We start from the raw sequence: 22678 nt of genomic DNA on the forward strand, positions 1-22678 counted from the left end.
TGGCACTATGGGTTTTTCGTGGTGCCACAGGTGCCACAAAATAACGGGGTGATCCCGATTTGTGGCACTTGTGGCACTTCGAAAGTGTGACGGTGCCACGCCGAAAGCCGCGCCAAATAAGGCTGCGGCCCGTGTGGCACTCGTGGCGCCCGTTTTTTAGGGGTGAGAAGTCGATTCCGGTCATTTCGTCGCCTCATCCATGATCCGGTCAGGGTCAATGTGGTACAGACGCGGGGTGCGCCCGTCCGGGGTGCGGGTCGATATCGCCGTCTTCTGGTTGCCCTTTTTGGCGAACCCACCAGCCCGATCAATCGCCGCAATCACCCGGTTCAGGTCGTACCCCTTGGTGGCCTCACGCAGCCCCCCAGAATTGAACAGGTACACCACGGAACCGCCGGACCGATCTACATACCCAGCCTGATCCCGGATCAGGTGCGCATCGTCGCCGCCCTCAATGCTGGCGAACCTGCTACCGCCATGCCGGTCCATGAAGTCTGCGAGCTTGCGCAGGATCGCCACGTCCTCAGCATTGCGCCCGCCGGTCGCCCGGTGATCTCGCCACAGGCCGAACGCATGGATGGCAGCCTCTACCGCCGTGAGCGGCTTCCACAGCGCAATCCCGGTGCCGGCCGCAATCTCCCCGGCCAGGGCACACAGCGCGAACACGCACGCCGCCCGCGTCTCTTGGCCGTCCACAGCCCCCAGCCGACTGGTGATGGCCTCCAGCCTGCCCGCCAGGTCCAGCGTGTCGGCGTTCCCGATAAGCGCCCGGGCAAAGGCGGGGCCAGCATGGCCGTAGTGGTGAGCCGCGCCATTGCGGATCGCGTCAGACAGCCCCGCCCCGGAAGGAAAGCCGTGCAGGTCATCCCACGCGCCGTACTGGCCAGAGACGGGGACATCCAGCAAGCGCAGGGACTGCCCGGCCTTCGCCTCGATGCCGCCTGCTGCCATGCGTGATCCGAGGGTCACTTCCCCCGTGGATAGTACGAACACCCGCCAGCGGGATACCTGCCGGGCCTCACCCCGCACGTTCGCCCGCGTCTTGCCGTGGCCATTGATCAATGCATAGGCGCACTCGTACAGGTCCCTGGGAGACACTTCACCGATTTCATCGAGCGCCAGCAAGGTGCCGGTATGCATCCGTGCCGCCCCCTCCAGGCCGTTCGATGTCACCCGCCAGGTGCGCCGGAAGGCCGGACCGCCCCAGACCGAAGTAGCCGCCTGCAGGGCCGATGTCTTGCCGGTGCTGGAATCACCAAACAGGTGCAGGCCCGCGCCGTCGCGGTTCACCCGTTCCAGCAGGACGCCGGCGAGTGCCGCCGAAATGCAAAGGGTCAGCATCGGATTGCCCACAGCCAGCGCGGCCACCTCCGTCTGCCAGCCTTGCAGCGTGCCAGCCTTCCCGTACGGTGCCGTGCGTTCACTTGCCTGATACCAGATATCATCAGCGCCGATCACCTCGTCGGGCAGCACGAACGCCTTGCCGTACCATCCGGTGGTGGTCGCCGCCCGCATGCGCTTGCGGGTGAATTGGCTGTTGATGTAATCCAGGATGCGCGCCTTGTTCTTGCGATCCAGCGCCAGGCCATCGGCCAGCAGCACGGCCAGCACTTCCACACCATCACCCGCGAGCATTTGCATGGGCATGGCCCACGGCTTCCAGTTGCCCGAGACGTTGCGGTAGCGAAGCAACCGCCCGTGATCGCCATCTTCCTGATTGGCGGTTGTCGCCTCGACGTGTAGCGGCCCGCAGATCCACGTATCTGTCGGTATGGGCGGCATATCCGCCTTGCCATCCTTCAGCCCGTGGTACCAGACCCCGGCGGGTACCTTCTTGCCGTGGCGCTCCACCGCGTCGTCATAGCAGCGCCAGGTGGGCCGCTCATTCATCGCCGGGAAGGGATCGGCAGGGTTAGCTGCATCCACATCCAGCACTGCGCGACTGGCCCGCAGTTCCGCTATTTCCGCTGCGCTCATACCGCTGCCCTCCGGGAAATCAATTCATCGGCCCAATCACCCACCGCATCCGGCAGCAGCACGCGAGCCACCAGGCCGGCTGCCGCCGCGCGCTTGGCCAGCCCCGCCGCTGCCTTCTGGCCAGTACCCGATTCGTCGTGATCGCCCATGATGTAGAGGCTATGCACTCCTGGGGGCGGGGTGAACGCCTCGAGGCCGTGCGCCGATACGCAGGACCAGGTGGGAACGCCGGTCAGGACCGCCGCCGCAATGGCCGTCTCGATTCCTTCGGCAACGGCCAGGCCCAGCTGCCCATCGGGTCGCAAGACCGGCGCGCCCAACTTGATGGACGCCCCAGCCATAGATCCCGCCGTGCGGGTCAACTTCTTCACGGTGGGAACACTGGCCTTGTGGCCATCGTCGGTCAGGTAGGTACGGTGCAGCGCCACCAGGACGCCATCGGGTGAAGTGACCGCCGCGAGCATCGCTGGATGCACACTCACATTGCCGTCGTCGTGCCAGTAATCCAGGCCCGGCACGAACCGTAGCGCATCGCTGGTGGGAACCGGCAAACCACGGCGCGCGAGGTAGAGGCCGGCTGCGCAGTCTGGTGTGAGCGGTGCCGCCTCGCCCCAGAAGCGCGCCAGGTAATCGCGGTTCTTCGCCCACTGCGCGGCCTGCTCCAGCTCGCGTTCACGGCGGGCCTGCTCCACCATTTGCCGGTGGCGGATGCGGTCCGCATCGGTGAGCGGCCTGTCATCGGACACCCAGACGCCAGACGTCCCCGCTTTCCAGTTCCACCATGGGCAGGCGGGCAGGTCGTCATCGAAGAGCCGATAGGCCCCGGACTTCTTGCCGCCGTGGTCGCCCTCGACCTTGCAGCGGATCAGCCGCCCGGCCTCGATGTCGCCAGGGATCAGGCCGCCAGCAGTGAGGGCGAGCCGCAGGAGCTGGTAGTCAATCATCATCACCCCCCGCCGCTTTGCGCAGCTTCTGCAGGTTCTCTTTATCGGCCAGGTGCTTCATCGCCTGAAACAGCAGCATGTCAGCGTTGGCCGTGTCATCGTTGGCGACCAGTGCAGCCGCGCCCGCCAGCATGGCGATTACCTCTTCCTGTTGCTCTTCGATACGCGCCGCGAGGACGCACACCCGCTCCAGATCCTTATTCATGGCTGGCCTCCCCCACGCGCTCATTGGCCCAGTCTGCAAGGTGGTCAGCGCGACATGCCATGACTCCCGACATTGCGCGCACCAGCGATACAAGTGATTCCACCTCGCTGGGCGTCATGGCGTTATCGTCGTCCTGTCGCAGCCCGTTGACCTGCACCAGCTCGATGATCGTCTGAATGCCGCCGAAAATGACCTGCGCCTCCTCTGTAAACTCCGCGAACGGACGCCCATGTACACGGCCATCAGAAACGGCCTTCAGCGCGCTGTCGCTGATTCTGGTCAGGCACGCTTGCAAGGACTTATTCATGGATCACCCCCCTCACACGAGCCAGCTCTAGCATGGCCGCAATGTCCTCAGGATCGTTGTCCCATTCACCACGGCCCGAGACGTTCTGAACGAACAGCGCCAGGGACTCATGAATGTGCGCGCCAGCGGGGGTGATCACTTCGCAGATAAAGCCAGCCGCAGATTTACGGTAGCCGTGGAAACGCCACAACGTGGTACCGCAGGTACGGGCATTCAGGATGGGGCTATTCATGGTTCACCCCCGCGATGATGCTGGCCAGTTCCTGGCTGAATGCTTCGTTGAACGCCTCAGCGCGCTCGAGAAGCTCCGGCAGGCCGACACAATGCGCCCGACACCGGAGGTCGCGCCATTCGGTAAGCGTGTGGGTAGGGGACCCAATGAACCACAAGCGCGCACTATGGCGGGCTTCTTTCTGGGTCAGGGGGAAGGTGAGCGCAGAACGCGCAGAGATGGGTAATGCAGCCATGTCATGGCCTCCATGAGCGGTTGAACCGCCCTCACCGTCGCCAAACGATGGAGGGCAGCAAATGGCGGGGTTGGCGAACCGGCGCTCATGAGTACCGGCATACCCGAAGGTATCCCCGCCATTGCCGCCCATAGGTGACATGGCAAGCAAATGAAAAACCGCCATGGGGCGGCGGTTCATTCGCCATGAGCTACACAGGTCGCCAAACCCGGTGCCGGTTGTTTTCGGCACAGGGATATTCTGGACGATCTCCGGCCCGCTGGCAAGCGGCGTTTCACCGCCCCCTTTGCGCAGGCAACGGCAGGCCGTGAACATCCACGCGAGCACGATCTGGAGCGCCGCCATTCAGGCCACCTCCAGCGAGTAGAGCGCCACGCCGCAATGGCGGTAGCCGTTCGCGTCCCAGATGCTCACGCGCTGGGTGCGGATGTCGTGGCCCATCCGGCGCAGCTCCAGGACCCGGGTGGGGCATTGGTAGCAGCCAATGCGCCGCAGGTCATAGCTGGTCTTGGGGCCGGTGACGAGAGCCTGCATGATCCGCGTGCGCTGGCTGTCGGCACTGGTGGAGCGGTTGTCAGTAGGCATCACGCAGCCCTCCCGATCAGGACAGTTTCCAGCCGCTGCAATGCGGCCTTGGCCTGTTGATAGCCTTGATGGTGGTTGTGCGCGCCAGCCATGGCCTGGGCCGCGACGGACTGCGCCACCACCAGGATGGACTGGCATGCCGTGCTCAGGTACTTGCGGCTACCCGATTCGATCCCCACCGCCTGATTAATGGCGCGGTTCACGTTCAGATGCACGAACCTCGCGTTGCTGGAATCGTGGGCGAGCCGGGCGATTTCGTCGTGCAAGTCGTGGTAGGTGGGCAGGTACTCAGCGCTGTGAAGATCGGCGCGCTGGCGCGCCTCACGGAAGGCTAGGACAAGGCGCACCTTCAGTTCGGGCACACGCTTGGTGTTGCGGCTGTAGGTCAGCAACAGGTAGGCCTGATCCTCGTTCAGCAGGGCGAACTTGACATACTTCGTGCCACGCGCTCCCGCTTCTTTCACTGCCTCCGTTTCAAACCGGAGAAGTCCGAGCTGACGGAAGTCCTCGGCATAATCAGCGAGCAGTTCACGCACATGCTGGTGCTGATTGCCCAGGTACTGCGCGAGCAAGCGGGAATCGACGCGCGGTTCGGCTTCCGTGCCCGAGAGGGTGATAGAATCTGCCTTGGTCGTCAGGGCCGCGCTCCCCCCAGAGTTGCGGCCCATTTCTTTGGTCGTCTGCACGATCAAGCCCCCTTGTGAGCGGCCTGCCAGGCCAGGGGGTCAGCCGCCCACTGGTGCAGCTCTTCATTGCGCCACGCAGCCACGCGGGGGCTGATTTTGATGGGGGCCGGGATCTTCTTCTGGCGCACCCACAACCACAAGGTGCTCGACGCGACGCCGCCGGCGAATTTGCGTACGGCCGGCTGGCGGGAAAAGCCCTTGGCGGGCAAGGGATTATCGAGGGTTACCGCTTGTGCGGTATTGACGCTGCTCATAGCTCATAGCTCCAAGAAAAACGCTATGAACACATCTGAGCATTTACGGACAACTGGAATAACCCGCTTGCCCGGCAGAGGGGGTTGTCTGCTCAGCAGACGGGGGGGTTAGGTGGAAACGTGCAACGCTTGCTCTTTCTGCAAATCAACACGCCACTTCGTTATTGTCTTGATGGACGCGACGGACTCTACCTTATCCAGCATGTCACGGTCGAACGACGCCTTGCTCACGTATTTTCCTGGTTCCTTTTGCCACTCCAACCACAGTTCCCGGACTAATCCCTTGTCCTTTCCATTCTTCTTTTGGTGTCTCGCAACCGCCCCCTTGGTTGCGCGATCTTTGCGCATATTCCTCAGGCGTTCCTCTATCTGTTGCTCAGTCAGCGCCAGATGGAGAACAGTGAAAGGGTCCAGAGGCTGCATAGCCTCGATGGCCTTTATTGCGTAGCTAATGCCGTTTTTTTCATCCAAGCATATGGCCTTTATATCCTTCGCCGCCCTTATAGCCGCCGCGAATCTGATAAGGAGGGAACCAGCTTGCGCAGGCGTTTCACTACCGAGATATTCGAGTAGCTGTCGCAGCCCGTCTGTTTTGCCTTTTTCTCTGGCCTTCATACCGCGCCATCCCATGCACCATCCAAGGAAATAGGTGCCAGCACCAGGCCGGTGGATGTTTCCGGCTTTTCGCCCCGTCGGGCTAGGTGCTGGCATAACGGTGTCACACGATCATTTGCTGGCCGCCTGCCTGGGAGCCTTCGGCGGCTTCACATAGGTTTCGTACAGGCGCTGAACCTCCCCCGCCATGCCGAGGAACCGAGGCACCCATTCAGGAATCGGCGCATCCAGCGTCACCCAGCGGCTAGGGGTGGACTTGTTGACGCCAGCCATGCGGCAGAAGTCGCTTTGCTTCCAGCCTAGGGCGGCGAGCGCTTGGGAAAATTCTTCTGGGGTCATAGGTATCCTGTCCGATGGACTGCGATTGTGTACCTACATGCTATCGCTTAGTATCTCTCTGTGCAATCATAATAGTCTATAACGTACGCATACTTTACATAAGGCCCATTATGCGAATGCGTATCAGTGGATAACTTTCTTACGCTTTTACGGAAATCAGCCATACAAACCACTGTCCAATGGCTGTGCACTTTGGTCAAAAATTGAACAGTTACAGCGAACCACACCGGAAAAAGTTATCCACAGTCCATTACCAGAAGCTGGCCCTTACCCATTTTGTGGCACCTGTGGCACTACTGAAAACATGCGGTGCCACGCGGAAACCCACATGGATAGAGGCTGCGGCACGTGTAGCACCTGTGGCACCACCAAAAACGGTAAGGAACATGGAAATCATCATCCGGCAGCCCGCCGCATCTCGACGACAGTTTTCTGTCCTGCCTGCTCCTGCAGGAAATCCGCCCAGGTCTGCATCACCTGGCGCCGTTCATCCTCGAACCGTGCCCGGTCATAGGCCGCCTGAATTTCGTCCTTCTTTGCGTGGGCCAACTGGGCTTCCAGCACATCCACATCGATTTTCAGCCGTTCGCGCGCCACGGTGCGCAGCATGGCCCGGGAGCCGTGGGTGGCGTGCCGCCCCTTGAAGCCCATATCCCGCAAGGCTTTGCTCAAGGCGTCCCGGTGCATGTGTTCGTTGCTCTGACTACCGGGGAAGACGTAGTCACCGCCGCTGTACTGGCGCACGCCCTGCAGCAGCGCCACCGCCTGGGTGGGCAGGCTCACGACATGCTCATGACGCATCTTCATCTTGGCGGCCGGAATCGTCCACTCTGCCCGGTCAAGGTCGATCTCCGACCAGGCGGCAGAAGCCACCACGCCGGGGCGGCAGGCCGTGTAGGCCGCCAGCAAGAGCCCGGCGCGCACGATGACGCCGGGGTACGCATCGACCGCCCGCATAAGTGGCCCGATACCCTGCACCTTGGTGATGGCCGGTATGTGGCCACTGCGGTACTTGGGCAGAACGCCACGCAGCCTCAGCACCTGATCGTCACCGCGCATACCGCGCTGGATGCTGTATTCAATGACACCATTCAGGTACTGGCGAGCCTTCCGTGCCAGGGATGGGGCATTGGTACCCATCTGGTGCAGCACGTCCACCACGTCCTTGCTGGCCATGATGCGCACGTCCAGAGTGCCGATAAAGGGCTGCAGGCGTTTTCTGACGATGAATACCGCCTTGTCATAGGTGGCCGTGGCCCATCCCGGCTTGCGATCCGCCAGCCAGGCATCAGACAGCACAGTGAAGGAATGATCCCGCGCATCCTTGGCCGCCTGTTCCGCCTGTACCTCTTCCTCAGTCTTGGCCCGGTTCGCCGCCTTGATGCGGTCAACCATCCCCACCGGCTGCTCACCCAACCGTACCCGCTGGTGCAGTTCCTCGGCGGCCTTGTGGGCGTCGGCAATGCTCATCTCGGGGTACACCCCCACGATCTTTTTCCCGCGCTTGCCCTCAGGGGTGCGGTAGCGCACCTGCCACTGCTTCAACCCGGACGGCTGGATGACCAGGTGCAGACCGTTGCCAGAAGCCAACGTGTAGGCAGCATCTTTGGGGCGGGCTTTTCGGGCGGCCAGATCACTGATTTGCTGGGCGAGTTTCGGCATGGATTTGGGTACTTTGGCGTCAGGTACCCAAACAAAGTACCTAAACAGGTACCCAAAAGCAATAGATTCTATTGGACGAACATCGGACGCCGTTAGAGCGGCTGAATGCAAAAAACCCGCAGAACTCAACGTTCATGCGGGTTTTGTTGTCTTATCGTCGGACTACATGAGACGATATTGGTACCGTTAAAAGTACCCACTGGTGCCCAGGAGAGGACTCGAACCTCCACACCTTGCGGCACATGGACCTGAACCATGCGCGTCTACCAATTCCGCCACCTGGGCACAGCATAACGTGTATGCTATCGCTTCTGTCCGAAACCGCCGAATCTGGTGCTGATTTGGACAGAAGCAGAACTATACAACACAAATTTTTTGGATGCAAACACCCTTTGAAAAAGCGAATCAACAACGACAATAACCGCGACGCTTCCTCATCACAGGCAGATCTGCCGCCCGACTTCGACCCAAAGGTTCCCAGCCGCGAGCAGATTCTGTCGATTCTGCGGACCTCCGGCAAGCCGCTTTCACTGGAGGCCCTGGCGGATACCGCCGATGCGGAGATTCCGCCCTCTGCCGGCTTCATCCGGCGCATCAAGGCCATGGAACGCGATGGCCAACTGAGGTTCAACCCCCAGGGCCGGCTACAGATCTGCAACAACACCACCTTCATTACCGGCACCGTCCAGGGTCACCGGGATGGTTTCGGCTTCCTGATTCCCGACGACGGCAGCCCCGACCTGTATCTTTCGTCACACGAAATGGACAAGGTCCTGCATGGTGACCGGGTCCGGGTGAAGGCAACCGGCGAATACCGGGGCCGTCCCGAAGGCGCCATTGTCGAAGTTCTGGAGCGGCGCACGCTCAAGCTGGTCGGGCGATTCCTGAAGGAGCACGGCACATTCGTCGTCGCACCCGAAGACCAGCGCATCAAGCACGACATCTTGATTGGCGCACAAGACACGGCAGGAGCCGAGTCCGGTCAGGTCGTGACGGTGCAGATCCTGCGCCAGCCGGCCAGCCATATGCAGCCCCTGGGCCGGGTGACAGAGGTTCTGGGCGAGATCGACGATCCAGGCATGGAAATCGAGATTGCAGTACGCAAATTCGACGTCCCGGTGGACTTCTCAGAGGCTACGCAACGCCAGGTCAAGGCAATTCCCGACCAAGTAGCTGCCAGTGAAACAGCAGGCCGCGTCGACCTGCGCGATATTCCCTTCATCACCATCGATGGTGAGGACGCTCGCGACTTCGACGACGCCGTATTCTGCACGGCCACCGACCTGGGCACGGCCAAGCGCGCACGACCGGGCTGGCGGCTGCTAGTCGCCATCGCTGACGTCAGCCACTACGTGTGGCCGCAGTCGGCGCTGGACGATGACGCGCTGGAACGCGGCACCAGCGTGTATTTTCCACGCCGCGTGATCCCCATGCTGCCTGAGGCACTGTCCAACGGAATCTGTTCGCTGAACCCGGACCTGGACCGACTGGTGATGGTCTGCGACATGATGATTCCGGCGGGTGGCGCGAAGGCCGGCACCGTCACGGCCTACCAGTTCTACGAGGCGGTCATTCACTCCCACGCGCGCACCACCTACGACGATATCTGGGCTGCGCTGCAACAGCCGACAGGGCCGGCGGCGCAGAACCTGGGCGACTTGTACCCGCATGTGCAAACCGCGCACGAACTCTTTCAGGCACTGTCGACAGCGCGCCGCAAGCGCGGCGCCATCGATTTCGATACCGTGGAGACGCGCATCGTCTGCAATCCGCTGGGGAAGATCGAGCGCATCGAACCCACGACACGCAACGACGCCCACAAGCTGATCGAAGAATGCATGCTGGCCGCCAATACCAGCGCGGCGGACTTTATCGTGCGCAACGAGCGCCAGGCGCTGTTCCGGGTGCACGACGGCCCCACGCCCGAAAAGCTGCAGGCGCTGCGCGACTACCTGCGCCATCTGGGCCTGACGCTGGACGGCGGCGAAGAACCCAGCACCAGCGACTATGCGAAGCTCATCGACGCCAGCCGAGCCCGGCCGGATTTTGCCGCGATCCAGACGATGTGCCTGCGTTCCATGCAGCAGGCCATCTACAGTCCAGAACAGACCGGCCACTTTGGCCTGGCCTACGAACACTATGCACACTTCACCTCGCCCATCCGGCGATACCCTGATCTGCTGGTGCATCGAGTCATCCGCAGCATCCTGCGAAAACAGCGCTACCAGCCGCCGGCCCTGCCCGGGCCTGCACCCGATCCGGCTCTGCCGGCGCGGGTGCGCGAGCACGATGCCTGGGAGGCGCTGGGGATCTGGCTGTCAGCTCGCGAGCGGCGGGCTGACGAGGCATCGCGCGATGTGGAAGCCTGGCTCAAATGCTGGTTCGTGCGCGAACATGTGGGCGAGGTCTTCAGCGGCCACATCAGCAGCGTGACCAGCTTCGGCGTGTTCGTCACGCTGGACACGCTCTATGTCGAGGGCCTGGTGCACATCTCGGAACTGGGTGACGACTACTATCAATACAACGAGGCACTGAACGAACTACGCGGCGAACGCACTGGCATCCGCCATCAATTGGGCGACGCACTGCAGGTTCAGGTCTCGCGCGTCGACCTCGAGGCGCGTCGCATCGACTTCCGACCGGTACGCAAAGAGGACTACAAATCCCTGCAGGCCGAGATCGACGGCGATGCGCACAAACCGTCCCGGGGCTATAAAAAAGCGGCCGGCACCAAACCCGCAGCCCTGAAGGGAACCACCGCGCGCCAACGGCGCGCCGAGGCCAAACGCGCGGCCCGCCAGACGACGCCGCGCAAACGGCACTCGTAGCCGCAATCGCCGGCCCCCGGACCGATCCGGCGGCCGGTGCCGCGCACTACAATGACGGCTTGCAGCACACTAGGATCCCCATGTCATCTCAACAGATCCTGTCCGGCTTCCATGCCGTGCAGGCGCGCCTGCGCCACGCCCCCGACTCGATCCGCGACGTCTACCTGGACACCAGCCGCCAGGACGCGCGCATGCAACGATGCATCCAGCAGCTCGAGGCTGCCAGTGTGCGCTGGCACGCAGCAGATGCTCAGCGCCTGGACGGCCTGGCCCACGGCGTGCGCCACCAGGGAATCGTTGCCCTGGCGCGGCCCCGACCGCTGGCGGTCTCCATCGACGAGGTGCTGGACCCGCTGGCCGAGCGCCACGAACCAGCTCTGCTACTGGTGCTCGACGGGGTCACCGACCCGCACAATCTGGGTGCCTGCCTGCGTACGGCGGATGCCGCGGGTGTACACGCCGTGGTCGCCCCCAAGGACCGCGCCGTCGGGCTGAACGCGACCGTCCAGCGGGTGGCTTGCGGGGCGGCCGACACGGTGCCCTACCTGACGGTGACCAACCTGGCCCGCACGCTGCGAGCGCTGCGTGAGCGCGACATCTGGCTGGTCGGCACGGACGACACAGCCGCTCGCAGCCTGCATCAGGTCGATGCACGGCGCGCAATGGCCTGGGTGATGGGTGCCGAAGGCGAAGGCATGCGCCGGCTGACGCGCGAGACCTGTGACGAACTGGTGGCCATCCCCATGCACGGCTCGGTCGAAAGCCTGAACGTGAGCGTGGCCAGCGCCGTCTGTCTGTACGAAAGCGTACGTCAGCGGACAACCGCCTAGCGTCGGCCGCCGCCTGGCGAAGACCGAGAGCAACGCCTCCCCGCCGCCCTCCCTGAATCGCGGCATAATGTCCGAACCTGCCGCGATGGCCCTTCGGCCGTCCATTCGGCGCCATTTCACCTACCTTCACGATTTCGCCCACCATGTCCGATTTCGGCTTCACCACACAGATCGTCCACCAGGATCATCTGGCGCACCGCGAGCACGGCGCCATCTTCCAGCCCATCCACCCATCCACCGAATTTGCCTACGCGACAGCCGAGGATCTGGCGGCGGTCTTCCAGGGGCGCCAGGCGGGCTTCACCTACGGCCGCACCGGCACGCCGACGACAGCTGCGCTGGAAGCCAAGATCACCGCAATGGAAAAGGGCATCGGCACGGTGTGCTTCGCTACCGGCATGGCCGCGTTGAACGCGATCTTTTTTGCCCTGCTGCGTCAAGGAGACCACCTGGTCGCGAGCAAGTACGTCTTCGGTAACACCAACAGCCTGTTGCTCACCCTGGGCAGCCTGGGAGTCGAGATCACGCTGGTCGATGCCACGGACGCGTCCCAGGTCGAAGCCGCCATCAGGCCCAATACGCGGATGGTGTTCGTGGAGACCATCGCCAATCCCGGAACCCAGGTGGCGGATCTGAAGGCCATCGGCGACCTATGCCAGACGCGCAAGCTGGTCTATGTAGTAGACAGCACTTTGTCCTCTCCCTACCTGCGTCGGGGACGCGACTTCGGCGCATCGCTGGTCATCAACTCGCTATCCAAGCACATCAGCGGCCACGGTAACGCGCTAGGCGGCGCGGTGACTCAGACCGGCCTCTATGACTGGACCCACTTTCCAAATATCTACGAGCAATATCACAAGGGCGAATCCAACACCTGGGGGCTGCTTCAGATCAAGAAAAAAGGTCTGCGAGACATGGGCGGCACTCTGTCCTCAGACGTCGCGCACCGCATCGCGGCCGGCGCGGAAACCATGGCCTTGCGCATGGACCGGATCTGCAGCAACGCCCTGGCGCTCGCCACAGTCCTGCAAGCGCATCCGCGCGTAAGCCGCGTCCACTATCCAGGGCTGGCCAGTCATGCGCAGCACGAACGCGCCACCGAGTTCTTCGGAGGTCTTTACGGCGGGCTGATGGGGGTGGAGCTCAAGCCAGAGGTCGACGTGTTCGACTGCCTGAACCACCTGAAGGTCGCAGCGCTCGCCACGCACCTGGGTGACAACCGCACACTGGTGTTGCCTGCGGCACACACCATCTATTACGAGATGGGCCCGGAACGCCGCGCGCTGATGGGCATTTCGGACGGCTTCCTGCGCATCTCGGTAGGGATCGAAGACGAACCCGATCTGATCGGCGATTTTACCCAGGCGCTGGATGCAGCCCGCGCCTGAGCGGCGAATCGGGGATTACCCGCAGAGCAGTTCAGTTCTTTAACAAAGATCAGCAAACACGCGGGTCTCCAGCGGTTTTTCTTGACAGCGCTGCAGTTCAAAGGCTTAATACGCCTTAGCCACCACACCTCATTTGGGCAACAAACATCAGCTGTACGACTGATTGTCCCAGGCTGAAGGAGTTGGCCGTGGCGGATTTTTCAATCACTGAATGTCTGGCGTTCCACCACGCCAGGCCACAATAAACCTCAGGGGTATTTCATCAATGAACAAGACCGAGCTGATCGAGCATATTTCCTCCAAGACCGATCTTTCCAAGGCGGACGTGGGACGCGCCCTGGAAGCCTTCGTCGGCGCAGTAAAAACCACCCTGAAAAAGAAGGGTTCCGTGACCCTGGTCGGCTTCGGTACATTTGCCGTGTCCGACCGTGCCGCGCGTACCGGCCGCAATCCGCGCACCGGCGAAGCCATCAAGATCAAAAAGGCCCGTGTGCCGAAATTCCGCCCGGGCAAGGCATTGAAGGATGCCGTGAACTGATCGGTCGGTTGCCAGACCCCGAAAAGGCCACCTGCGGTGGCCTTTTTGCTGGACGCGCAATTTGCCGCTACCAGCTCCCACCGATATAATCTGGCCGCGCGTATCCCATCGGCGCAGCCGGGTGCTTAGCTCAGTTGGTAGAGCGGCGCCTTTACACGGCGTAGGTCACAGGTTCGAACCCTGTAGCACCCACCACCCCCGGTTCCCATTGCCGCCCGGCCGGCGCACCGGCGGACTGTCCAAAGTACAGTCCAGGACCCTCCCGATTTACAATCCTGGCCATGAACTCACCCGCCCATTCGCCTGCCTCGCTGCGCTGCGGCCTGGACGCCCTCGCACAGTTCGATGACATCATCGACGTGCGCTCGCCAGCGGAATACGCCGACGACCATATCCCGGGCGCCATCAGCGCGCCGGTACTGGACAACGCGGAGCGCGCCCTCATCGGCACCATCTACGCACAGGAATCGCCCTTCAAGGCCACCCGGCTGGGCGCGGCAATCGTTGCGCGGCACATCGCCGATTACCTAGAGACGCTGTTCGCCGACCGTCCGCGAGGCTGGCGGCCGCTGGTGTACTGCTGGCGTGGCGGAAAGCGGTCCGGCGCCATGACGAGCTGGCTCAACCAGATCGGCTGGCGCGCGCGCCAGCTCGACGGCGGCTACAAGACCTGGCGCCGCCACGTCATCGACGCGCTGGCTACCTGGCCCGCAGGCCTGGACTGCATCATCCTGGCGGGTCCCACAGGATCAGGCAAGACACGGCTGCTGCAGTCCCTATCTCGGGTCGGCGCCCAGACGCTGGACCTGGAGGGCCTGGCCTGTCACCGGGGATCACTGTTGGGGGATCTGCCCGATCAACCACAGCCCAGCCAGCGCGGTTTCGAAACGGCCCTCCACCAGGCTATCGATGCGCTGGACCCGTTGCGACCGGTCTTCGTCGAGGCGGAAAGCCGCCGCATCGGACGCCTGAGCCTGCCCGATGCGCTGCTGCAGGCCATGCGCGTCGGCCGCTGCGTGCGGGTACAAGCGAGCACGCCCCAGCGAATCGCCTTCCTGCTGCAGGATTATCGCCACCTGTTCGATGCTCCCGACGACTTCAAACAGAAACTGGAACAGCTCGTGGGCCTGCACAGCCGACAGACCATCACCGAATGGCAGGCTCTGATCGACGCCGACCGCCGCGCGGAACTGTTCGAGGCGCTGGTGGAGCGCCACTACGATCCGGCCTACCGACGAAGCAGTCACTCCAACTACGAGGGGCTGGCCCAGGCCGACACCTTCATCTACGATCCGACGACGGATGACGGCGGCGTGCAGGCGCGCGCGCTGATCGCACAGTTCGCGGACCAAACCGTTCCCATACCTTCATCCCAGGAAAGCGCATGACCCAAGCAACACCTCCCCGCCTGACCTCGCTGTCGCACGGCGGGGGCTGCGGCTGCAAGATCGCCCCCGACGTTCTGGCGCAACTGATGCGCAATGCTCTGCCCACAGGTCCATTTCCGGACTTGCTGGTAGGCACGCAAACTGCCGACGATGCGGCGGTCTATCGTCTCAATGACGAACAGGCACTCATCGCCACCACGGACTTCTTCATGCCCATTGTGGATGATCCGCAGGACTTTGGACGCATCGCGGCCGCCAACGCCCTGTCGGACGTCTACGCCATGGGGGGAAAGCCCATCATGGCGTTGGCGCTGGTGGGGATGCCCATCAAGACGCTGCCCACCGAAACCATCAACGCCATTCTGGCGGGAGGCGCCTCCATCTGCCAGCACGCGGGCATCCCGATCGCTGGCGGGCATTCCATCGATTCGGTAGAGCCGATCTATGGGCTGGCCGTGATGGGAATCGCGCACCCCGGCCAGATCCGGCGCAACGACCAAGCGCGAGCGGGAGACGTACTGATCCTGAGCAAGCCGCTGGGCGTGGGCATTCTGTCTGCCGCTCTGAAGAAGGGGCTGCTGGATCCCGCTGGCTATCAGGCGATGATCGCGAGCACCACACAACTCAATACCCCCGGCGCGCGCCTGGGACAATTGAAATCGGTACACGCCATGACAGATGTCACAGGGTTCAGCCTGCTGGGGCACACGCTGGAAATGTGCCGAGGCTCCGGCCTGCGGGCCGACATCGAATTCAAGGCGTTGCCCTGGCTGCCGGGTGTGCGCCAACTGGCCGAGGCCGGCACTTTTACCGGAGCATCGGCCCGCAATTGGCGCGCCTGCGAATCGGAAGTCACGCTGGATGCAACGTTGCCATCCGTCGGGCAGACGCTGCTGACCGATCCACAGACTTCCGGCGGACTGCTGGTCGCTTGCTCCCCCGAGGCGGCCGACTCCGTCCTGGAGCTCCTTCGGGCAGACGGATTCGGCCAGGCAGGCCGGATCGGGACGCTGCAAGCAGGTGCTCCTCACATTCGGGTATCCTGACCCCATCCACGCCGACAGGAATCCGCCATGCTCGACCCTCTGACGATTGCCCGGAACGCCACCGCACCCGCCGTCCTGCTGCCCCAAATGGCCAATCGCCATGGCTGCATCACGGGGGCAACCGGAACCGGCAAGACCATCACCCTGCAGGTGCTGGCCGTAGGCGAAGCCCTGGTCTCCCTGCTGGACGCCAAGGGGCAGCCGACGCCGACGCAACGCGTCTGGACGATGGCGCCCGGCAGCCACACGAGTCGGCGGCGCTGATGGACACCGGTTCCGCACCGCGCAGCCCGGCACCCCCGGCGCCAGCGGAACCCGTCATCCACCGCTGTGCCTGGTGCAGCGACGATCCCCTGTATATCCGCTACCACGACGAGGAATGGGGCGTCCCGTCTTACGATCCCGACCACCTGTTCGAACTGCTATTGCTGGAAGGTTTCCAGGCGGGGCTGTCGTGGATCACCATCCTGCGCAAACGGGAGGCATTCCGCGAAGCGCTGCTGGGGTTCGATCCACGCGCGCTCGCAGCCACCGACGCGACCTGGGTCCAGGACCGCATGGGGAACCCCGCCATTATCCGCAACCGGCTGAAATTGGAGGCGGCCGGCCGCAACGCCAGGGCCTGGCTGGCGATCCCCGATCCAGTCGGTCTGATCTGGTCTGTAGTGGACGGACGGCCCCTCACCCATCGCTACACCACCAGCGCCGACATCCCGGCGGCCGGCCCGGAGGCGCAGGTGCTCAGCAAGCGATTGAAGAAGCTGGGCTTCACATTCGTGGGACCCACGATCTGCCATTCCTATCTGCAGGCGATCGGATGCCTCATGGACCACACCACGGATTGCGACCGCTACCGGACGCTGGCCGATGCCGCGATGCCCACTCACCCACACGCACCGCTGCGCATCGGGCAGCACTGATGGGTGCATCATGCCCGGACGGCCTGGCCCAAGCGTACCGCCACGCACTTTACCGGATCGACACCCCCACTCCAATCGTGCTGAGGATCGGTGCCACGCACCCCGAATTGAAAGTGCTGGCAGCGACCCTTGGGCAACCCGAATGGGGAGCGTTCCTGTCGGCCAGCAATCCGCACAGCCGGATCCTGAGGCCGGCCGCCAACAATCGGCGCCTGGCAGCCTTGCAGCGAGCCCTGAAGTCTTCGGGCCACCTCTGGCTGCCCGGACAAGGCCTGGATCCTTTGGGGCAATGGCCCGCGGAACCCAGCCTGTGGATTGCCGGTCTGACCGAGGCCGACGCGCGCACACTGGCGTTGCGCTTCAGACAGAACGCATTCGTCTGGTGCGACGCGCACACTGTCGCCCATCTGGTCTGGACCAGACAGATTCAGGATTCTGTGCATCCGTTCTGCTAACGTAAGGGCCAATCTCGTCTCCGGAGAACTGCCATGCACCGATTGCTGACCCGCTACACCGTCTTTTATCTGGTGATTGCACTGTCCGTGCTGAGCGCCGCGCTCGCGCTGACGACGGGTCCCGGCTGGTGGGTTTCATTCGCTCTCTTTGGCACACTGACGCTCTTGGGGGTCAATGATCTGACCCAGACACAGCACGCCATCCGGCGCAACTACCCGGTCATCGGCAATCTGCGCTTTCTGTTCGAATTCGTGCGCCCCGAGATTCGCCAATATTTCTTCGAGGACGACACACTGGAGCAGCCGTTTTCGCGGGTGAACCGCTCCCTGGTCTACCAGCGCGCCAAGCGCCAGACGGACCTGCGTCCCTTCGGCACCCAGGGTGACGTCTACGGCAACGACTACGAGTGGATCAACCACGCCATGGCACCCGTACACATTCCGGACACGGATTTCCGGATCAAGGTGGGAGGCCCGGACTGTACACGGCCAGTGGATCTGTCCGTATTCAACATTTCTGCCATGAGCTTCGGCGCCCTGTCCGCCAACGCCGTGATGGCCCTGAACAAAGGCGCTGCCCTGGGGCGGTTCGCTCATGATACGGGCGAAGGCGGGGTCAGCGCCTATCACCTGAAGCATGGCGGCGACCTGATCTGGAACATAGGTTCGGGTTACTTCGGCTGCCGCAACGAAGACGGGAGTTTTTCAGAGGCCCGCTTTGCCGACATGGCCAGGCGGGACAGCATCCGCATGATTGAAATCAAGCTGTCCCAGGGCGCCAAACCAGGACACGGCGGCGTTCTCCCCGGCCCCAAGGTCACCGCCGAGATTGCGGCGGCGCGTGGGGTACCGGCCGGCCAGGACTGCATCTCGCCATCCAGCCACAGTGCGTTCCGTACGCCCATTGAACTCATGCACTTCATCGTGCGCCTGCGCGAGCTGTCAGGCGGCAAACCAGTCGGCTTCAAACTGTGCATCGGCCACCCATGGGAATGGTTCGCGATGGCGAAAGCCATGCTGGCCACCGACATCACGCCGGACTTCATCGTGGTCGATGGCGCCGAGGGCGGCACAGGCGCCGCACCCATCGAATTCGTGGATCATGTAGGCACACCGCTGCGTGAAGGCCTGCGCCTGGTTCACAACACGCTGGTGGGAACAGGCCTGCGGGAAAGGATCCGGCTGGGTGCCTCAGGCAAGGTCATCAGCGCATTCGACATGGCGCGCATCATGGCGCTGGGCGCCGACTGGTGCAACAGTGCCCGCGCCTACATGTTCGCCATCGGCTGCATCCAGGCGCAGGTCTGCCATACCGGACGATGCCCCACCGGCGTCACCACCCAGGACCCGAAACGCCAGAAGGCGCTGGTCGTGGCGGACAAATCTGTGCGGGTAGCCAACTACCACGCCAATACGCTGAAGGCGCTGGGCGAGTTGCTGGGTGCGGCCGGTTTGCACCATCCCTGCGAACTGCGACCGCACCACATCGCACGACGCATCCCCAGCGGAGAGGTCCGCGTTCTGTCGGCGCTGTTTCCGGATCTGGAAAGGGGCGAACTGCTCGAGGGCCATTTTCGCAATACCATTTTTCGCACTGCCTGGCCCATGGCGCAGGCCGAGTCTTTCGAGCCGCTGTACAGCCTGAGCGCCGCTCTGTCAGGGCACTCGGACAGGGGCATCCCACAGACGGCGGCGCTCTGAATCCAGCCAGACATCGCGCCGTAGGGGAAATCCATAGTATTGTCAAAGCCACCGTATTTTCCTATACTAAAGTTGCCATCTGACGGTGGCACTTCATCGCCACTAAGGCGATGATTAGACGCTGCGCCCATGCAGCGTTCACTGCCCTAATGGCAGTAGGGCCCCGCCAAAAGGCGGGGCCTTTAAATTTCCGGCTCGGGGGTTACGACAACGCGGGCCGCTGTCACTGCGCCCGTCCTTCGACCTGCGCGCGCCCTGCGACCACCACCCGGTTGCGCCCCTCTTGCTTGGCGCAATACAGCGCTTGATCGGCCGCCTTGAGCACCGCCTCGGCGGTGCCCCCCGTCCGGATGGCCACTCCCACCGACACGGTAACCTGTTGCTGCGGCAAAATGGACGCATCCGCAATGCTCATCCGCAGACGCTCGGCAATGCTGGCCGCGTGCTCCAGTCCAACATCAGGCAGCAACGCCAGAAATTCCTCTCCACCCGTCCGAAACAAGGCGTCGCCCTGACGTGCCTGGGCCTGCATCCATTCGCCAACGCTGCGGATGACCCTGTCCCCCACATCATGACCATAGGTGTCGTTGATACTCTTGAACAGATCGATATCCAGGCTGATCACCGCAAAGCCTCGGTTCAATTCCTGCCAGGACCGAAGAATCGCATCCAGACCGCGCCGATTTCCCAGCCCGGTGAGCGGATCGGTATGGGCATCGGTGCGCAGCTTGCCCATCCGGGCGCTCACGGTCCCCAGGCTTGCAAGCAATGCATACTTGAGTTGCTGCGCTTCGTAGTACCAGCCATGTACCGATTCGAGCTGGCGCACCATGCCGTCTTCATAGCCGCTGCGGACGATGCGGGCCAACTGCTCCAGCGGGCGCGATATCCAGCGCGAAGATGTCCAGAGCAGCACCAGCAGCAGTACGGCCGGCCCAAGTGTGAACCACAGCACGCGTTGCATCAGATCGTCGAGGCGGCGCAAGGCCACTTCCGTGGGCCGCTGCACGATGATGCCCCAATCCGCAGCCGCCACATACGCATAGCCGTCGAGCATGTCGTTCCCTTGCTGGTCCACCACATGCTGCTGGCCGGAGCGACCTTGCAGTACTGCGTCGATCACAGGGTCATCGTTGGCCAGCGTCCCGATCCGGTCCGGCAACGGGTGATACAGGAGCCGCCTGGAAGAATCCACCACATAGACATAAGTGCCATCGTGGAAATACTGCTCACCGATCAGACGATGCAGGCCGCCTTCGGTCTTGAGATACAAGGTCGCCGCCAGATACCCCAAGTACTGGTAGTTCTCGCCAAAGAGTGGTTGCGACAGGACGATCGCCAACCGACCGAGCGCCGTAGTCAACGGTTTGCTGATCAGTGGAATCCGTAGGCGGCGAATCATCAGAGATTCCGCCGAATCGATTCGGCGCCCCAGCAGAGCCAAGTTCTCGGGTGCAACTGCAGTGACCAGGCCATCAACGCCCGCAACTGTCACCGAATTGAATCCCATGCCCTGTTCGCGCAAGCGATCGATCTCGGCACGCACGACGGCGGGATTCATCTTTCCACGCTGCAGGATATCGGCCGAATAAGCCAGGGTCTGCTGCGCCCGCCGGAGCAGGTCTGTGGTCGTCGTCGCCAGCTTGACGGCAAAAGCCTCATTAGACGCCAGGGTGCTGTCCATGAGCTGCTGGCGCTGGACTTGGTAGGCCCCCAGCAAGCCGGCCAGCAGCATGATGATCCCGCTGGTGATCGCCAGCAGCAGCATCAAGTGACGCAGATTGATCCTGGATCGCCGCTCAGTGCGCATCCGCAGAGTTTCCTCTTGTCGTGAATTCGAGCTACAAAATATGGCCCATCCGCAGCCGCCAGCGCCCACACTATATATCTGCAATCAGCAGCAAATCTTTTCAGATTCTTACTACGGCCAGTACCCCTCAGGCAACTTGCACCGGCCAGTGATACTCGCTAAAATGCCACGTTTTGGCGCACTAGCTCAGTCGGTTAGAGCGACGGAATCATAATCCGCAGGTCCCCTGTTCGAATCAGGGGTGCGCCACCAGAATTCCCTGCCAAGCCCCTATCGCCACCCCGCCCGGTGGCGATTCTGCTTTTGGGCATATGCTTCTGGTTTACTTCCGGTTCGGACAGCAGGATCATGGGCGCTCTTCCAAGCCGCCTTTGGTGCATCCTGACCGGCATATCCCGATCGGTGCGCACAAGCGGATCGACGCCAGGGCCTGCCTCTCCGAATGAACGAACCTTCCTTCAGTCTCAGAAAAATCGCTGTTGCCGCCTTCGGACCGTCCTTGCTGTTCAGCATTGGCCAAGGAGCAATTCTGCCGGTCATCGCACTGAGCGCCCGCAACGATGGGGCTTCAGTCGCGCTCGCCGGACTGATCGTGGGACTGGTCGGAATCGGGTCGCTGGTCAGCAACATCCCGGCTGCCCTGCTGATCGCGCGCTATGGGGAAAGGCTGGCTATGGTTTGGGCGGCTGCGCTCAGCGTGCTGGCGCTGACCCTTTGCCTGATTCCCGGGCAGATCGCGCTATTGGCCACTGGCATCTTCCTGGTCGGCATGGCCACCTCGGTGCTGCTGCTCGCGCGCCAGTCCTACCTGATCGAGCTGGTGCCGCTCTACATGCGGGCCCGAGCCATGTCCACGCTCGGCGGCATGCGACGCATCGGCGTGTTTGTGGGCCCTTTTCTCGGCGCAGGCGCGATGCAGATCCTGGGACTGAGCGGCGCCTACTGGATCGCCATCGTCGCCATGTTCGCCGCCGGTGCGCTCGCCTACACCATCCCCGATCTGGAGAGCAGCGGCCACCGCCAGACCAGGCCCGACGGCTCCACCCGGATCCTGCACATCATGCACTCGTACCGGAAAACCTACTGCACGGTTGGATTGGGCATCCTGCTGGTGAGCGCCCTGCGTGCCTCGCGCCAGATCGTGATTCCGCTCTGGGCCGAGCATCTGGGCATCAGCCCAGCGACCACCTCGGTGATCTACGGAATCGTCGCCTCCATCGATATGCTGGCCTTCTATCCTTCCGGCAAGGCAATGGACCAGTATGGACGCCTGTGGGTGGCCGTTCCTTCCGTGCTGATCATGGGCGCATCCATTGTCCTGATCCCATCCACTGCGGGCTTCGTGAGTTTTCTGGTGGTATCCATGGTGATCGGGCTGGGCAACGGCATCGGGTCGGGTTTGGTCATGACGCTGGGAGCCGATGCCGCTCCCCGCGAAGGCCGGACCCAGTTCCTGGGTGTGTGGCGGCTGATTTCCGACATCGGAGCGAGCGGTGCGCCGGCCCTGCTGTCGGCCATCACGGCTGTGGCCACGCTGGCACCCGCCATTGTGGCCACAGGAATGCTGGGGTTCGTCGCAGCCGCAGTGTTCTGGCACTGGCTGCCCCATGCCAACTCAGGACAACCGGACAGCAGCCGCTCGTAGCGGCCACCGACGACCGACGCGCGTACCCGCGAGGGCTAAATTCAGCAGGCCGCGACACCGGCATCGCCTGCCACGCAAGCCGGCTCGG

The 22678-nt window shown here is 62.9% G+C and carries 24 protein-coding genes and 3 tRNA genes; 13 read left to right on the plus strand and 14 right to left on the minus strand.

What is annotated here, in order from left to right:
• Window positions 1-180: 180 nt before the first annotated feature.
• The 13 genes from EPN31_RS14130 to EPN31_RS14190 all read right to left on the minus strand — a co-directional run bounded on the left by EPN31_RS14130 (window position 181) and on the right by EPN31_RS14190 (window position 8326).
• Window positions 181-1977, minus strand: a complete 1797-nt coding sequence (locus EPN31_RS14130) for a DUF927 domain-containing protein (RefSeq protein WP_291774368.1) — start codon at window positions 1975-1977, stop codon at window positions 181-183.
• Entirely contained in the window at window positions 1974-2924 is a 951-nt protein-coding gene (locus EPN31_RS14135; protein ID WP_291774370.1) for a toprim domain-containing protein, read from the minus strand. Before EPN31_RS14135 ends, EPN31_RS14130 begins: the two co-directional genes overlap by 4 nt.
• Window positions 2914-3126: a hypothetical protein gene (locus EPN31_RS14140; RefSeq protein WP_291774372.1), complete on the minus strand. Its 213-nt coding sequence runs from the start codon at window positions 3124-3126 to the stop codon at window positions 2914-2916. The genes EPN31_RS14135 and EPN31_RS14140 overlap by 11 nt, the downstream gene beginning before the upstream one ends.
• Complete coding sequence (locus tag EPN31_RS14145; RefSeq protein ID WP_291774374.1) at window positions 3119-3433, minus strand: hypothetical protein; 315 nt, start codon at window positions 3431-3433, stop codon at window positions 3119-3121. Before EPN31_RS14145 ends, EPN31_RS14140 begins: the two co-directional genes overlap by 8 nt.
• Window positions 3426-3665, minus strand: coding sequence for a hypothetical protein (locus EPN31_RS14150; RefSeq protein WP_291774375.1), 240 nt, complete (start codon window positions 3663-3665; stop codon window positions 3426-3428). The genes EPN31_RS14145 and EPN31_RS14150 overlap by 8 nt, the downstream gene beginning before the upstream one ends.
• Window positions 3658-4245: a hypothetical protein gene (locus tag EPN31_RS14155; protein WP_291774377.1), complete on the minus strand. Its 588-nt coding sequence runs from the start codon at window positions 4243-4245 to the stop codon at window positions 3658-3660. The genes EPN31_RS14150 and EPN31_RS14155 overlap by 8 nt, the downstream gene beginning before the upstream one ends.
• Window positions 4246-4485, minus strand: a complete 240-nt coding sequence (locus EPN31_RS14160; protein WP_291774379.1) for a helix-turn-helix domain-containing protein — start codon at window positions 4483-4485, stop codon at window positions 4246-4248.
• Entirely contained in the window at window positions 4485-5171 is a 687-nt protein-coding gene (locus tag EPN31_RS14165) for a Rha family transcriptional regulator (protein ID WP_291774381.1), read from the minus strand. Before EPN31_RS14165 ends, EPN31_RS14160 begins: the two co-directional genes overlap by 1 nt.
• Before the next feature lie 2 nt (window positions 5172-5173).
• Complete coding sequence (locus EPN31_RS14170) at window positions 5174-5425, minus strand: AlpA family transcriptional regulator (RefSeq protein WP_291774384.1); 252 nt, start codon at window positions 5423-5425, stop codon at window positions 5174-5176.
• 108 nt (window positions 5426-5533) lie between these two features.
• A complete protein-coding gene (locus EPN31_RS14175; protein WP_291774386.1) occupies window positions 5534-6040 on the minus strand; it encodes a hypothetical protein in 507 nt (168 codons plus the stop codon).
• 111 nt (window positions 6041-6151) lie between these two features.
• Entirely contained in the window at window positions 6152-6379 is a 228-nt protein-coding gene (locus tag EPN31_RS14180; RefSeq protein WP_291774389.1) for a transcriptional regulator, read from the minus strand.
• A gap of 396 nt (window positions 6380-6775) precedes the next feature.
• Window positions 6776-8041, minus strand: a complete 1266-nt coding sequence (locus EPN31_RS14185) for an integrase arm-type DNA-binding domain-containing protein (RefSeq protein ID WP_291774392.1) — start codon at window positions 8039-8041, stop codon at window positions 6776-6778.
• A gap of 200 nt (window positions 8042-8241) precedes the next feature.
• A tRNA-Leu gene (locus EPN31_RS14190) sits at window positions 8242-8326 on the minus strand.
• Between the two features lie 107 nt (window positions 8327-8433).
• Here EPN31_RS14190 and rnr point away from each other — a divergent pair.
• The 11 genes from rnr (at window position 8434) to EPN31_RS14245 (ending at window position 19135) form a co-directional block, all read left to right on the plus strand.
• Entirely contained in the window at window positions 8434-10869 is a 2436-nt protein-coding gene (gene rnr, locus EPN31_RS14195; RefSeq protein WP_291774395.1) for a ribonuclease R, read from the plus strand.
• Between the two features lie 80 nt (window positions 10870-10949).
• Window positions 10950-11699, plus strand: coding sequence for a 23S rRNA (guanosine(2251)-2'-O)-methyltransferase RlmB (gene rlmB, locus EPN31_RS14200; protein WP_291774398.1), 750 nt, complete (start codon window positions 10950-10952; stop codon window positions 11697-11699).
• A gap of 143 nt (window positions 11700-11842) precedes the next feature.
• Entirely contained in the window at window positions 11843-13087 is a 1245-nt protein-coding gene (locus tag EPN31_RS14205; protein WP_291774401.1) for a cystathionine gamma-synthase family protein, read from the plus strand.
• Between the two features lie 265 nt (window positions 13088-13352).
• Window positions 13353-13625 carry an HU family DNA-binding protein gene (locus EPN31_RS14210; protein WP_291774404.1) on the plus strand — a complete coding sequence of 91 codons (273 nt, stop codon included), beginning with the start codon at window positions 13353-13355 and terminating at the stop codon, window positions 13623-13625.
• Window positions 13626-13744: 119 nt separating this feature from the next.
• A tRNA-Val gene (locus EPN31_RS14215) sits at window positions 13745-13820 on the plus strand.
• A gap of 86 nt (window positions 13821-13906) precedes the next feature.
• A complete protein-coding gene (gene mnmH / locus EPN31_RS14220; RefSeq protein WP_291774407.1) occupies window positions 13907-15013 on the plus strand; it encodes a tRNA 2-selenouridine(34) synthase MnmH in 1107 nt (368 codons plus the stop codon).
• Entirely contained in the window at window positions 15010-16059 is a 1050-nt protein-coding gene (selD, locus tag EPN31_RS14225; protein WP_291774409.1) for a selenide, water dikinase SelD, read from the plus strand. The genes mnmH and selD overlap by 4 nt, the downstream gene beginning before the upstream one ends.
• A gap of 27 nt (window positions 16060-16086) precedes the next feature.
• Window positions 16087-16323: a helicase HerA-like domain-containing protein gene (locus EPN31_RS14230; RefSeq protein WP_291774412.1), complete on the plus strand. Its 237-nt coding sequence runs from the start codon at window positions 16087-16089 to the stop codon at window positions 16321-16323.
• Window positions 16323-16979: a DNA-3-methyladenine glycosylase I gene (locus EPN31_RS14235; RefSeq protein WP_291774414.1), complete on the plus strand. Its 657-nt coding sequence runs from the start codon at window positions 16323-16325 to the stop codon at window positions 16977-16979. Before EPN31_RS14230 ends, EPN31_RS14235 begins: the two co-directional genes overlap by 1 nt.
• The gene (locus EPN31_RS14240) at window positions 16979-17434 is read left to right on the plus strand and encodes a DUF3293 domain-containing protein (protein WP_291774415.1); all 456 of its coding nucleotides are present in this window, start codon (window positions 16979-16981) and stop codon (window positions 17432-17434) included. The genes EPN31_RS14235 and EPN31_RS14240 overlap by 1 nt, the downstream gene beginning before the upstream one ends.
• 33 nt (window positions 17435-17467) lie before the next feature.
• Window positions 17468-19135, plus strand: coding sequence for an FMN-binding glutamate synthase family protein (locus tag EPN31_RS14245; protein WP_291774417.1), 1668 nt, complete (start codon window positions 17468-17470; stop codon window positions 19133-19135).
• A gap of 223 nt (window positions 19136-19358) precedes the next feature.
• Here the strand turns inward: EPN31_RS14245 and EPN31_RS14250 are convergent, their stop codons facing one another.
• A complete protein-coding gene (locus tag EPN31_RS14250; protein ID WP_291774419.1) occupies window positions 19359-20945 on the minus strand; it encodes a diguanylate cyclase in 1587 nt (528 codons plus the stop codon).
• A 175-nt stretch (window positions 20946-21120) separates the two neighbouring features.
• Here EPN31_RS14250 and EPN31_RS14255 point away from each other — a divergent pair.
• A tRNA-Met gene (locus EPN31_RS14255) sits at window positions 21121-21197 on the plus strand.
• 190 nt (window positions 21198-21387) lie between these two features.
• Window positions 21388-22590: an MFS transporter gene (locus tag EPN31_RS14260; protein WP_291774422.1), complete on the plus strand. Its 1203-nt coding sequence runs from the start codon at window positions 21388-21390 to the stop codon at window positions 22588-22590.
• Window positions 22591-22678: the final 88 nt, after the last annotated feature.

The organism is Castellaniella sp. (assembly GCF_004321985.1).
Classification (GTDB): Bacteria; Pseudomonadota; Gammaproteobacteria; order Burkholderiales; family Burkholderiaceae_B; genus Castellaniella.